This is a genomic window from Streptomyces sp. NPDC058464 (genome assembly GCF_042721035.1).
Taxonomy (GTDB): domain Bacteria; phylum Actinomycetota; class Actinomycetes; order Streptomycetales; family Streptomycetaceae; genus Streptomyces.
Window position 1 is genome coordinate 92,527 of record NZ_JBHXMA010000010.1, and the last position, 13,045, is coordinate 105,571.

Sequence of the window (13,045 nt, forward strand, 5' to 3'; positions counted from 1 at the left end):
CGTCAGAGATTGCGGAGTCCAACGAGCACCTGCTCCAGGATGTCGGGGTCGGTGATGGCCGGCCGGTAGGGATGGCGGGCGCTGACCCGGCCGGCCGCCTGCAGGTCGCACAGCAGGACCTTGGTGATGCTCACCGGCAGCTTCAGCTCCGCGGCGATCTCCACCACGGAGGTCGGGAACTCGGCCAGGCGCAGGATCGCCGCGTGCTCCGACTGCATGCCGACCGCCGGTTCCGACTCCGCGACGACCAGGGTGACCAGGTCGAAGGGGCTGTCGGGACCGGTGCTGCTGCGGCCGCCGGTGATGGTGTACAGACGGTCGGGCGCGTCGTCCCTGCCGGGGCGGCTCATGACGTGCGGGGCTGCGCGGTCAGGTGTTCGCCGAGCTGCTCGACCAGTTCGCTCATGTTGTGCCCGACCAGCCCGGGTTCGGCGTCCTCGCTGGTCACCACGGCCAGGTGGGCGCCCTCGCCGGCCTCCACGATGAACAGCACGCCCCCGTAGAACTCGGTCATCGCCGACCGCACGCCGCCGCTGCCGTCGCCGAACTCGACGGACGCCCCGTGCGACAGCGACTGGATGCCGGCGGCGATCGCCGCGAGCTGGTCGGCCTGGTCGACGGAGAGCTCCGGGGTACGGCAGAGCTTCAGCCCGTCGCGGGAGAGCACCAGGGCGTGCCGCGCGCCGGGGGTGCGCTCCAGGAGGCCCTCGATGAGCCAGGTGAGCTTGTCGTCGGCGGTGGTCCTGCCGGTCATGAAGTGGTGTCGCCTTCCGGGTACGCGTGCGGGTGGGAGGTGTGCTCGGGCTCGGACTCCGGCTGGGGCGCGGGGACCGGGTCGTGTACGGGGGTGGGCGCGTACGGCGCTGCTTCGACGGCCGGGCCCGAGGCGTCGGCGGAGGTCTCGGTGAAGGGCTCCGCGAGGGGCTCCGCGCTGTCGGGCGCGGCCGGGCGGACGGCCTGCCGGAAGCTGTTGAAGCGGGCGGCACGGACCTGGGCGTCCGCGGCGCCGGGCGCGGGGCGCGGCTCCGCGGGCTGCGGCGCCGACCGGCGCTCGGCCTCGGCGAGGGTCCGGCCACGGCGCCGCCTGGGCAGCCCGGTGGGCCCTTCATCGTCCTCGTCCGGCTCGGCGGACTCGTGCACGGGTACGGGGTCGAGCGGGGCCGGTACCGGTGCGGCCTGCTCCGTCTCCTTCGCCGCCGCGGGCTCGTCGGCGACCGGGCGGGTCAGCAGGTCCTGCGGGACCAGCATCAGCACCCCGGTGCCACCGCGCGCCGACGGCCGGAACGACACCTTCAGGCCGTGCTTGCGGGCCAGCCGGCCCACCACCGCGAGCCCGAGCCGGGTGCCGGAGAGGCCGCCCAGCTCGGTGCTGTCACCGGTGACCGCCCGCTCGGCGCGACGCAGCTGCACATCGCCCATCACCAGCCCGCTGTCCTCCACGGACACGATGACCCCGGCCGGCACCTCCTCCACGTACACATGGACCTCGGCCGTGGGGGGCGAGAAGTTGGCCGCGTTGTCGAGGAGTTCGGCCAGCGCGTGCATGACCCCCTCGGCGGCGTGCCCGGCGACGGCCGTCTCGCTCACCGAGTGCACCCGCACCCGCCGGTAGCCGCTGATGCGTCCCATCGCGCCGCGCAGGATGGACTCCATGGCGATCGGACGCGCCCAGCGGCGGCCGGAACGCGCTCCGGTGAGCACGGCGATGGAGTCGGCGAGCCGGCCCGCCTGGGCCGTGCGGTGGTCGAGGTGCAGCAGGTCGGCGAGCACGTCCTCGTCGGTGTGCCGGTCCTCCATGGCCCGCAGGTCGGCGAGGGTGGCGGTGGCGAGGGCCTGCATCCGCCCGGCCGCGTTGCCTGCGGCGGCGATCGCGGCGGCCCGTTCCCGGGAGGCCCGCTCCAGTTCGTCGGTGAGCCGGGCGTGCTCCTGCTGGTACCAGTCCAGTTCCTGGCCGCTGTCCTGGTGGATCCGCGCCCGCTCCTGCTCGAAGGAGTCGGCGAACTCGCTGCGCTGCTGGGCCAGTTCGTCGATCAGCCGCTGCTGCTCCTGGCGGGCCTCCTCGGTGGTCCGGGCCTGCTGCTGGAGCAGTCGGCCGATGTCCTGACTCACCGCCTCCAGCCGGCGCCGGGCGCCGCGGGCGGCTCGTGCCGCGTGCGCGGCCCAGGCCACCGACGCGCACAGCAGCAGCGCGGCGGCGCTCGCGCCGAGGGCGAGGGGGGTGCGTACCGAGGCCGGCGCGGCGGTCACCGCGGCGAAGACCGCGAGGCCCGACACCACGCCGGTCAGCGCGAAGGCCGGAAGGAGCGTTCGGAGGGAAGGGCGATCGCCGGGATGCATGGGCGCGGTCATCGGTCCGGTCAGGTCCTCGGAGCAGGTAGGGATGTGTGTCCGGTAAAGGAGTTGTGACGCTCGGTGCTGAAACTGCGCGTCACTATACGAGAGTTCGTGATCGAAACAGAACGGTTCCGGTCTCATTGCAGAAAACCGGCTACGGAGAAGGCGACTTGCTGTGTCCCGACTGTGAACGATCTTGTTCAACGCGGCGTCCGGAGACGTCCGCCACCACCGTCGCGGTCGCTCTGACCAGGGGATAGCCGGCCTCGGCGGCGCCATCGGCGTGAGTGGAGAGGGCGGCGACCGAGACATCGTTGGCGGTGTCATGGCCGCCCGTTCCGGTTCTGACGCCGACCGTGTCGGTGACCCGTCCGGATTCCGCCGAGTCGAGCTCCGGTGCACCGGTCCCGCCCGGTTGCTCCAGCAACAGGTTCACCGCGGCGCTGTCGCGGTGCGGGACCGTTGCCGCGCACAACTCCGCGACCCCGTTCCGGATGACTGATCCTCTGCCGGGACACCCGTGAGGGGGACGCGAACACGGCCGAGCGGGTTCAGCCGTGGACGGGTGATAAATCCGACGTCGCTGTCCGACCGGCCGTAGCTCCCGCATCGTCGCAAATGATCCAAACGTCTATACGATGGCGCGTGGAACGGCTTGGGCGCGGAGAACCTCTTGGGGGGCGCAGGCCGATGACGGGGGCGGTGTCGATGGGGGCGATGCCTTTCATGGAAGGCGACTGGAGCCGGGTGGCCGCGCGGGCGGTCCGCTTCGTGCGGCGCACACTGCGCGACGAATGGCACGCGATCGTGGTGGAGCCGGTACGGCAGCTGGTGCGGCGCGGACTCTCCGGGCTCGTGCTGGCGTTCGTGGCCGCGTTAGGCGTCATCTTCTTCCACGCCGTCGCCCAGCACCCCTTCGGCAGAAGGATGGTGTGGCACCTCGGCGGCGTCACCGCCGACCTGCCCCTGTGGCTCTCCCTGCTGCGCACCCCGGTGTCGCTCTACGTCCCGGCGCTCGACCTGCCGGTCTGGGCCGGCATCACCCAGCTCTTCCTCGCCTTCGCGCTCGCCGAACTCACCCTCGGCCGCGGCCGCACCCTCGCCGTCGCGTACCTCACCACCCTCGCCGGGACGATGACCGCGCGGGTGATGGTCGCGCTCGGCCCCGGCTGGTGGGGCTTCGGCCTGCCCCCGGAGGTCGGCCGGATCCTCGACACGGGGCCGTCCGCCGCCGTGGTGGGCCTCTTCACCTACCTGGCGGTGGTCCGGCGTGCCCCCGTCGTCTTCACCCTCACCGGCGGCTCGATGGTCTGGGAGTCCGTCGCGGTACCGAACCTCGCCGGCCGCGAGCACCTGATCGCCGTGGCCTCCGCGATCGTCCTCGGCCTGCTGCACGGCCGCCGACTGCCGCTCCCCGCCCGCCTCATGGAACGCCTGGACGCCACACCGTCGCCGCCCCGGTCGGACCCGCCGCTGCCCCGCCCGGGCCCACCGCGCCACCCCGTGCCGTCCTTCCGGCTGCCCTGAGGACTTCCCGACCCTCCCGGCTTCCCCCGAAACCCCATATGTCACGCGGCCGACCCGCCCAAGTGCTCAACGACGTCAATGTGATGGTTTTCGCACTTCAGCCGGTTCGGGCAACCCCTAATGTTGCGGCGAGCTACGGACGGGCGCTGCTGACACCATGGTGTTCGTCGCCGGCAGGCTGAAGGGATCCAGGGATGTTCCGCAAGGTGCTGGTCGCCAACCGTGGAGAGATCGCCATCCGCGCATTCCGCGCGGGCTATGAATTGGGTGCGCGCACGGTCGCCGTGTTCCCGCACGAGGACCGCAACTCGCTGCACCGGCTGAAGGCCGACGAGGCCTACGAGATCGGGGAACCCGGGCACCCGGTGCGCGCCTACCTGTCCGTCGAGGAGATCGTGCGCGCCGCCCGCCGGGCCGGGGCCGACGCCGTCTACCCCGGCTACGGGTTCCTCTCCGAGAACCCCGAACTCGCCCGCGCCTGCGAGGAAGCGGGCATCACCTTCGTCGGGCCCAGCGCCCAGACCCTGGAGCTGACCGGCAACAAGGCCCGCGCGGTCGCCGCCGCCCGCGCCGCCGGCGTACCGGTGCTCGGCTCCTCCCAGCCCTCCAACGACATCGACGAACTCGTCCGCGCCGCCGACGAGATCGGCTTCCCGGTGTTCGTGAAGGCCGTCGCCGGCGGCGGCGGCCGCGGCATGCGCCGGGTCGAGGACCCCGCCGCGCTGCGCGAGTCCATCGAGCAGGCCTCCCGGGAGGCGGCCTCCGCGTTCGGCGACCCGACCGTCTTCCTGGAGAAGGCCGTCGTCGACCCCCGCCACATCGAGGTGCAGATCCTCGCCGACGGCGAGGGCAACGTCATCCACCTCTTCGAGCGGGACTGCTCGCTCCAGCGCCGCCACCAGAAGGTCATCGAGCTGGCCCCCGCGCCCAACCTCGACCCGGAGCTGCGCGACCGCATCTGTGCCGACGCGGTCCGCTTCGCCCGCGAGATCGGCTACCGCAACGCCGGCACCGTCGAGTTCCTCCTCGACCGCAGCGGCAACCACGTCTTCATCGAGATGAACCCGCGCATCCAGGTCGAGCACACGGTCACCGAGGAGGTCACCGACGTCGACCTGGTCCAGGCCCAGATGCGCATCGCCTCCGGCGAGACCCTCGCCGACCTGGGCCTCTCCCAGGAGACGGTGAAGCTGCACGGCGCCGCCCTCCAGTGCCGTATCACCACCGAGGACCCCGCCAACGGCTTCCGCCCCGACACCGGCCGCATCAGCGCCTACCGCTCCCCGGGCGGCTCCGGCATCCGCCTCGACGGCGGCACCACCCACGCGGGCACGGAGATCAGCGCGCACTTCGACTCGATGCTGGTCAAGCTCACCTGCCGGGGCCGGGACTTCAAGGCCGCCATCGGCCGCGCCCGGCGTGCCGTCGCCGAGTTCCGCATCCGCGGTGTCGCCACCAACATCCCCTTCCTGCAGGCGGTCCTCGACGACCCGGACTTCCAGGCGGGCCGGATCACCACGTCGTTCATCGAGCAGCGCCCGCACCTGCTCACCGCCCGCTCCTCCGCCGACCGCGGCACCAAGCTGCTCACCTACCTGGCCGACGTCACCGTCAACAAGCCGCACGGCGAGCGCCCCCACCTCATCGAGTCGACCACCAAGCTGCCCCCGCTGCCCGACGGCGAGCCCCCGGCCGGGTCCCGCCAGCGGCTGGTCGAACTCGGCCCCGAGGGCTTCGCCCGCCGACTGCGCGAGTCGCCCACCGTCGGCATCACCGACACCACCTTCCGCGACGCCCACCAGTCCCTGCTCGCCACCCGCGTGCGCACCAAGGACCTCCTCGCCGTCGCCCCGGTCGTCGCCCGCACCCTGCCCGAACTCCTCTCCCTGGAGTGCTGGGGCGGCGCCACCTACGACGTGGCGCTCCGCTTCCTCGCCGAGGACCCCTGGGAGCGCCTCGCCGCCCTGCGCGAGGCCGTCCCCAACATCTGCCTCCAGATGCTGCTGCGCGGCCGCAACACCGTCGGCTACACCCCCTACCCGACCGAGGTGACCGACGCCTTCGTCCACGAGGCCGCCGCCACCGGCATCGACATCTTCCGCATCTTCGACGCCCTCAACGACGTCGGCCAGATGCGCCCCGCCATCCAGGCCGTACGGGAGACGGGCACCGCCGTCGCCGAGGTCGCCCTCTGCTACACCGCCGACCTGTCCAACCCCGGCGAGCGCCTCTACACCCTCGGCTACTACCTGCGGCTCGCCGAGCAGATCGTCGAGGCGGGCGCGCACATCCTCGCCGTCAAGGACATGGCCGGCCTGCTGCGCGCCCCGGCCGCCGCCAAGCTGGTCTCGGCGCTGCGCAGCGAGTTCGACCTCCCGGTCCACCTGCACACCCACGACACCGCGGGCGGCCAGCTGGCCACCTACCTCGCCGCGATCCAGGCGGGCGCCGACGCGGTGGACGGCGCGGTCGCCTCCATGGCGGGTACGACCTCGCAGCCCTCGCTGTCGGCGATCGTGGCCGCGACCGACTACTCGGAGCGCCCCACCGGGCTCGACCTGCGCGCGATCGAGGACCTGGAGCCGTACTGGGAGAGCGTCCGCAAGGTCTACGCCCCCTTCGAGGCCGGCCTCGCCTCCCCGACCGGCCGCGTCTACCACCACGAGATCCCCGGCGGTCAGCTCTCCAACCTGCGCACCCAGGCCGTCGCGCTCGGTCTCGGCGACCGCTTCGAGGAGATCGAGGCGATGTACGAGGCCGCCGACCGGATCCTCGGCCGGCTGGTCAAGGTCACCCCGTCCTCCAAGGTGGTCGGCGACCTCGCCCTGCACCTGGTCGGCGCCGGGGTACGGCCGGTGGACTTCGAGGCCACCCCCGACAAGTTCGACATCCCCGACTCGGTCATCGGCTTCCTCCGCGGCGAGCTGGGCACCCCGCCCGGCGGCTGGCCCGAGCCGTTCCGCACCAAGGCCCTCCAGGGCCGCGCCGCCGCAAAGCCGGCACCGGAGCTGACCGCCGAGGACCGCGAGGGCCTGGCCAAGGAGCCCCGCACGACCCTCAACCGGCTGCTGTTCCCGGCCCCGACCCGCGAGTTCGACACCCACCGCCAGACCTACGGCGACACCAGCGTCCTCGACAGCAAGGACTTCTTCTACGGGCTGCGCCCGGGCAAGGAGTACTCGGTCGACCTGGAGCCCGGCGTCCGGCTGCTGATCGAGCTCCAGGCCGTCGGCGAGGCCGACGAGCGCGGCATGCGCACGGTGATGTCCAGCCTCAACGGACAGTTGCGGCCGATCCAGATCCGCGACCGGGCGGCGGCCTCCGACATCCCGGCCACCGAGAAGGCCGACCGCGCCAACCCCGGCCATGTCGCGGCCCCGTTCGCCGGAGTCGTCACCCTCGCGGTGGCCGAAGGCGCGGAGATCGAGGCGGGCGCCACGGTCGCCACGATCGAGGCCATGAAGATGGAGGCCACCATCACCGCCCCGAAGGCCGGCCGGATCTCCCGGCTCGCCATCAACCGCATCCAGCAGGTGGAGGGCGGCGACCTGCTGGTCGAGATCGCCTGAGGCCGTGGCCGCGAGGGAGGGCCGGACGCCCCGGCCCTCCCCTCCGGCTACGAGCGGGAGAAGTGCGCGCCCAGCCGGGCCTTCACCAGGTTCGGGTCGCGCTGGGTGAGGTAGCCGGCGCTCGCCACGAACACGTCGCGGTCGCGTACCGCCAGCGAGGTCGGGTTGGACAGCCCCTCCTGCACGGAGAGGACGGTGCTGTGGCCGCCGTCCGGACCGACCAGCACGACCTCGTTGGACGGGTTGAGCGCGGCGAGCACGAGGTCCGAGTGCCCGGGGAAGACGAAGTCGTCGACCCCGGTGAGGCCGGTCGCCCGCGTCTCGGCCGGCCCCGCCGAGCCGTCCGCGCCCACCGGGATGCGCAGCAGCGTGCCCCGGTCGGTGTTGGTCACCCACACCGCGTCCTTGTGGACCTTGATCCCGTTCACGCCGAAGCCGGTGGCCGACGGGAGCCCGGTGAGCGCGGTGCCCGTGGCCCAGGCCGTGGCCGTACCGCCCGACGCCGGGATGCGCCACACCGTGCCCAGCGCCGAGTCGGCGGCGTAGAGCACGCCGTGCTTCTCGTCGAGGGCCAGTCCGTCGGGCAGGCCGTCCGCGGGCAGCCGGCCGATCTGCTCGGGTGTGCCGCCGCCCGCCGGGATGCGCCAGACGCCGGTCAGGCCGGTGCCGGTGGCGTAGTTGACGTACAGCGTGCCGTCCTGCGCGCGGGCCAGGCCGTGCGTGACCGCACTGCCCACGAGGGGCGTGCGGGGGTTGTTCTCGTCGGGCAGGGTCGCGAGGACCCGGACCCGGCGCTCCCGGGTGACCTTGACGACCTGCCGGGCGTACGCGAAGGAGACGTCGACCGTGCCGCCCCGCTCGGCGACGACGCTCTCGGGCGTCTGCCCGCGGGTCAGGTCGAAATAGGCGACGGTGTGGGGACGGGAGAGGACCGGCTCGTCACTCGCGGCCGGAACCGCCGCGAGCAGGCCGATCGCGACCGCGGCCGGGGCGGCGACGGCCCGGCGGGGGAATCGGGGCATGTGACCTCTTTCGACGGGAGCGCGAAACTCCGGCGTACCGGTCACACCAACATGACGCTTCGCCGTCCCCGGGCCGCGGCAGCCGTGGCCGCGACGTCGCCCGCCCGGCGCACGGCAGGGCCCCGCGTGCCGCCCAGCCGGGTGACGGCCCCGGTCAGTTCCACATCGGGTAGTTCATGACCTGCGTGTATCCCTCCGGCCGGGCACCGGAGTAGGTCAGGTTCATCCGCGTGAAGTGCTGTACGTTCGGGTGCTTCGTCCAGGCCGTCGGGCGGTCGAGCCGTACGGTCACCGGATACTTGTGGAACTTGCCGGCCGCGCAGTACGGCTTGCAGTCGTTCACCACGTTCACGCCCTGGGCGACCGCCGTCCTGTCGTTCCACTGGGTCCAGTGCATGCCGGTGAGGATGCTGTTGCCGTCGCCGCAGGCCAGCAGGAAGTCGCTCGGCCGGAACCGCTGGTGCCAGAGGCAGTCCACGAGCACGGGGTGCTGGGCCGACGCCGGCGACGCGGACGGTGTCGGCGGCGTCGCGGAAGCAGTCGTCATGCCTGCCGTGAGCAGCAGGGCCGCCCCGAGTCCGATCGCCGTTCCCACCACTGGTCTGCGCATGGTCGCTCCCGCCCGTTCGGCCGTACCTGTTCCCTTCGACGCTACGACCGTCCCGCGAGATGTACCACTTGCGGCGTATTCGCCAGTCCGTTCATGTCGTGGTCGCCGGTGGAGCGGGAGCCGATCTGGGTGATCAGGCCGAGTACCAGGAAGACCCAGATCAGGACCTTCGCGGCGGTGTCCAGGACCAGCGGCCGGGTGGCGGAGCGGGCCTCCTCCTTCGCGACGGGCGGGTCGCCGAGCAGTCCCTTCGGGTAGACGGGCGACAGCATGCTGAGGTAGGCGCCGAACCGCATCCGGTAGCGGGCGACCGCGGCCGTCGCCCCGAAGACCGGACCGGGCAGCCGGCCCAGCACGATCCCGATGATCCAGAAGATCCAGCCGATCGCGAACCAGCCCGTCGTCACGAGGTTCGCGATGATCGCCGCCGGGATCATCAGGATCAGCCGGAACAGCACCGCCAGCCGGTTCAGGGTGGTGGGCCGCAGCTCGATCTGCACCGGGTAGTCGGGTGCGGTGAGGGCGAACGGCGGATACCGGTCGACCAGCAGCATGGAGCTGGCCGCGATCCGGGTCTCGTAGGCCAGGTACTTGCCGAGGAACGAGGCGATGGAGTCGGGCAGCCGGCCCAGCACGAGCGCCGCGAACCAGCCGGCCACCGTCACGAAGAACGCCGCGATGCCGAGCAGGCAGAGCACGACGAACTGCGGTACCAGCAGCAGCCAGCGCAGCAGCACCGTCCAGCGGCGCTGCTGCCCGGGCCCCGGGATGTCCAGCTCCGGCCGCCACTCGGGGCCGTCGGCCGTTGCGGGAGGCTGTGGCCCCCAGCTCTGCGTCATGAGTCCTCCCGTCGTTCGGCCGCGGCGCGGACGGCCTCTCCATCGTGCGGCGGAACGACGGCCCCCGCCAGGGTGGACGAGCCGAACTCAGCCGTGTGTGACGGTCAGACCGTAGAACGCGACGCGGGCGCCGTTGGTCGTGCTGTCGGAGGACGACTGGTTGTACGAGCCCGCCTTGAAGTACTGCTTGTACTGATTGAAGGAGGACGGAATGGCGTAGTGGGTCGTAGTGCCGTTGACGGTCAGGTTGATGATGTTCCCGCCGGAGACGGAGATGGTGTACGACCAGGTCTTGCCGACCGACACGTTGCCCACGCTGTGCGTGGTCTGGCCGCCGTCCGGGGAGTTCTCGGTGCCGAGCACGATGTCGCCGTTCGAGCGGTAGTACAGCTCCAGCAGCGGCTTGGTGGACGAGCCGCCGGTGCCGAGGTGGATCTGGCCCACGCACACGTTCTTGGTCACCGAGACCACCCGGAGGGTCGCGCTCATCTTGTGGCTGCCGCTGAGCGACCAGTTCGCGGCGCTGCCGTCCCGGTTCATCTCGCGCAGCTCGGAGCGGGCGTAGTTGGAGTTCGGGGTGGTGACGCCCTTCTCGGGTGCCCAGAAGGTCATCGCGCCGTCGCGGGTGTCGGTGTAGAAGTACGCGTCCTGGTAGCCGTTGGCGCCCTGGAGCCGGGACGAGGAGATGGTGGTCGGCGAGCCGGGGGAGCCGACCGGCTCCTGGAGCTGCCATATCGACAGGTCGAAGTTGCCGCCGGGTGCGACGTTCGGGTTCGCCGCGTCCGCGCTGCCGCCGAACAGGACGGTGAGGGCGAGGGAGAGGCCCGCGGCGGTCGGCGCCGCGAGCAGCCGGGATCGGTTCACGTGGGGGGTCCTTTCGTCGGAGGGATGCGTCCGGAGTCCACTGCATGAGATCCGGAGGTTCATGTATGTGAACTCCGGACGCATCCGTAACCCTCAATGACCCGTGAAGGTAAAGGTCCGGACCAATCCCGTCAAGGGGTCAGCAGGCGCCCTCGTCCTGCCAGGGACCCCACTCGGAGGCGCCGGGCACCTCGTTCTGGGTCCACCACTTGGCTTTCCAGTTGTGGCTGTTGTACGAGACCTCGTTCCCGGCCGTGTACACCGCCGACGCACTCCAGGCGGTCTTGCAGGAGGTGGGAGTGGGTGTCGGGGTGGGTGTGGGAGTGGGGGTGGTGGTCGGCGGGGTGACCCCCGCGAACTTCACCGAGTACTTGGCGAAGTCCCAGGCGCTCTGCGCCACGCTGGAGCAGGTTCCGGACGTGGTTCCGTTGTTGTCGACCGGGGAGCACTGGCGGTCGCGGTTCAGGGACCAGAACGTGAAGCGGTCCATGTTGTGGCTCGTCGCGTAGTCGAGCACGGTCTGGAAGTCGGCCTGGGTGAAGTACTCGCCGGTGTCGCTGCGCCCGTTCATCCCGGAGAAACCCTCGTGGGCGTAGGCGGTCGCCTGGTCCCAGCCGAAGGTCGACTGCAGGATCGAGTTGAAGTTGGTGAGCGCGCTGGTCTGCGAGGCCGCCCCGCTGAAACCGCCGTCGAACGGCATGATGGAGAAGTTGTTGGGCGTGAACCCCTGCGACTTCGCCTCCAGCAGCATCTGCTTGCCGAACCAGCCGGTCCCGTCCGCCGTGCCGGCCGTCGTCACCGACACGTACAGGCCCGGGTTGTTCTGCTGGAGGATCTTCGCGGCGCCGATCTCGTTCCTGATCGCCGCGGTGTTCTCGTACTCCGGCTCCTCCAGGTCGAAGTCGATCGCGTGCAGCCCGTACTTGGTGATGACCTGCTGGTAGGCCGCCGCCGTGGAGGCCGCGTCCGCGCAGGTCTGCCCCAGCTTGGTGCCGCCGTAGCCGCCGATGGAGACGGAGACGTCGCCGCCCTTGGCTCGGATGGTGTTGATCACCGACTGGACCGCGGTGTCCGAGGAGACCGCCGCCGTGCCGCCCCAGGTGGGCGAGCAGTCGCCGCCGTTGGGGGCCAGGACGAACGCCAGCTGGAAGGCCTTGAGGCCGCTGGCGTCCATGATGGCGGCCGCGTCCGGCGGGTTGTTGTCCAGGGGCATCAGGTAGGGGGCGGCCGCGTACCACCGGTTGCTCAGCGCGGTGGTCGCGCCCGAGGCGTTGCTCGCGACGAGCGCGGTGGTGCCGGCGGCGGCGAGGGTGACGGCTGCCGCCGCGCCGAGACATGCGCGAAGGGGTCTCACTGGTGCCTCCAGGGGGCCGGGGAGGTGGGGTGGTCCCAGCTTCCGGAGGTGTCGCGGTCACGTCAATGAATTGGACTGGACCAAAGCCCCCTTTGGACTAGACCATACGAAATCTTTACCTGGCGTGGCGGAGCAGTTCCATCGTCCCGAACCGCACCTTCACGCCGGGCGACCAGAGCACGCTGACCGGCGGCCCGGACAGCGCGGGCAGGCCGGCTGCCGCCACCAACTCGTCGTCCAGATCCAGGAGTTCGGCCCGGTGCAGCGGCCAGGGCGCATGTTCGTTCGGCAGGTGCGCGGTACGGCCGTGCCAGGTCACGTGCAGCCCCCAGCGCGCGGTCAGGAACCGCTCCAGCGGCGAGGGCTCGGCGATCGGCGCCCCGATCCGGACGACTGCCCGGCTCGCGGCCGCCGGGCGCCGCCGCCGGCAGGTGTACGTGATCACATCGCCCTCGCGGCGCAGCCGCATCGCGGACCAGATGTACGGCAGCCGGAACCCCAGCCGGCCCATCAGCACCGGAAGCAGCCGGGTCGCGTCCAGGGACCTGAACACCACCCCTCGCCGGCCGTGCCCGTCCACCGAGTACAGCCGTACGTTCGTCTCGCAGAAGGTGCCCAGATACGGCAGCCCCGGCCCCGGCCCGAAGCCCGTGCCCCGCATCAGGAACGGGACGAGACCGACGTACGTGACCCCGTCCAGCGTGTCCGGCCGGGTGCCGGCGGGCAGCAGCCCCGCCACCCGCTCCGGCTCCACCGGCCAGTGCAGGAAGGTCAGTTCGTGCCACCCCTGCACCATCGTCGGCCACCGTACGGGCCGTGGGGTGGACGGGGTGATCGGCTCGGTCGGCACAGTCGGCACGGTCTCCATGGAACATCGGTGATAGCACGCCAGTACGAGGGGGCGGTGGGCGGGGGCGGCTTGGGGG

General features: G+C 71.7%; 12 protein-coding genes. 2 read left to right on the forward strand and 10 right to left on the reverse strand.

What is annotated here, in order from left to right:
- Nucleotides 1-2: 2 nt before the first annotated feature.
- The 4 genes from ACFWPQ_RS15885 to ACFWPQ_RS15900 all read right to left on the reverse strand — a co-directional run bounded on the left by ACFWPQ_RS15885 (nt 3) and on the right by ACFWPQ_RS15900 (nt 2,770).
- Nucleotides 3-350 carry a DUF742 domain-containing protein gene (locus ACFWPQ_RS15885; protein ID WP_384034028.1) on the reverse strand — a complete coding sequence of 116 codons (348 nt, stop codon included), beginning with the start codon at nt 348-350 and terminating at the stop codon, nt 3-5.
- Nucleotides 347-754, reverse strand: a complete 408-nt coding sequence (locus tag ACFWPQ_RS15890; RefSeq protein ID WP_089103557.1) for a roadblock/LC7 domain-containing protein — start codon at nt 752-754, stop codon at nt 347-349. Before ACFWPQ_RS15890 ends, ACFWPQ_RS15885 begins: the two co-directional genes overlap by 4 nt.
- On the reverse strand, nt 751-2,349 hold the full coding sequence (locus ACFWPQ_RS15895; protein WP_384034031.1) for an ATP-binding protein: 1,599 nt from the start codon (nt 2,347-2,349) through the stop codon (nt 751-753). The genes ACFWPQ_RS15890 and ACFWPQ_RS15895 overlap by 4 nt, the downstream gene beginning before the upstream one ends.
- A gap of 139 nt (nt 2,350-2,488) precedes the next feature.
- Complete coding sequence (locus ACFWPQ_RS15900; protein ID WP_384034034.1) at nt 2,489-2,770, reverse strand: hypothetical protein; 282 nt, start codon at nt 2,768-2,770, stop codon at nt 2,489-2,491.
- 272 nt (nt 2,771-3,042) lie between these two features.
- On the opposite strand from ACFWPQ_RS15900, the gene ACFWPQ_RS15905 reads away from it, so the two are divergent.
- Both ACFWPQ_RS15905 and ACFWPQ_RS15910 read left to right on the forward strand, forming a co-directional pair.
- On the forward strand, nt 3,043-3,861 hold the full coding sequence (locus ACFWPQ_RS15905; RefSeq protein WP_384034037.1) for a hypothetical protein: 819 nt from the start codon (nt 3,043-3,045) through the stop codon (nt 3,859-3,861).
- A 194-nt stretch (nt 3,862-4,055) separates the two neighbouring features.
- Nucleotides 4,056-7,430: a pyruvate carboxylase gene (locus ACFWPQ_RS15910; RefSeq protein WP_384034040.1), complete on the forward strand. Its 3,375-nt coding sequence runs from the start codon at nt 4,056-4,058 to the stop codon at nt 7,428-7,430.
- Between the two features lie 47 nt (nt 7,431-7,477).
- Here ACFWPQ_RS15910 and ACFWPQ_RS15915 read toward each other — a convergent pair whose 3' ends face one another.
- The 6 genes from ACFWPQ_RS15915 to ACFWPQ_RS15940 all read right to left on the reverse strand — a co-directional run bounded on the left by ACFWPQ_RS15915 (nt 7,478) and on the right by ACFWPQ_RS15940 (nt 12,987).
- Nucleotides 7,478-8,452, reverse strand: coding sequence for a hypothetical protein (locus tag ACFWPQ_RS15915; protein WP_384034043.1), 975 nt, complete (start codon nt 8,450-8,452; stop codon nt 7,478-7,480).
- Nucleotides 8,453-8,606: 154 nt separating this feature from the next.
- A complete protein-coding gene (locus tag ACFWPQ_RS15920; protein WP_384034046.1) occupies nt 8,607-9,062 on the reverse strand; it encodes a hypothetical protein in 456 nt (151 codons plus the stop codon).
- A gap of 41 nt (nt 9,063-9,103) precedes the next feature.
- Nucleotides 9,104-9,901 (reverse strand): DUF4389 domain-containing protein, encoded by a 798-nt coding sequence (locus ACFWPQ_RS15925; RefSeq protein WP_384034049.1) that lies wholly within the window; start codon nt 9,899-9,901, stop codon nt 9,104-9,106.
- A gap of 87 nt (nt 9,902-9,988) precedes the next feature.
- Nucleotides 9,989-10,765: a polysaccharide lyase family 7 protein gene (locus tag ACFWPQ_RS15930; protein WP_384034051.1), complete on the reverse strand. Its 777-nt coding sequence runs from the start codon at nt 10,763-10,765 to the stop codon at nt 9,989-9,991.
- Nucleotides 10,766-10,904: 139 nt separating this feature from the next.
- Nucleotides 10,905-12,119 carry a carbohydrate-binding protein gene (locus ACFWPQ_RS15935; RefSeq protein WP_384034054.1) on the reverse strand — a complete coding sequence of 405 codons (1,215 nt, stop codon included), beginning with the start codon at nt 12,117-12,119 and terminating at the stop codon, nt 10,905-10,907.
- A 115-nt stretch (nt 12,120-12,234) separates the two neighbouring features.
- The gene (locus tag ACFWPQ_RS15940; protein WP_384034058.1) at nt 12,235-12,987 is read right to left on the reverse strand and encodes a YqjF family protein; all 753 of its coding nucleotides are present in this window, start codon (nt 12,985-12,987) and stop codon (nt 12,235-12,237) included.
- Nucleotides 12,988-13,045: the final 58 nt, after the last annotated feature.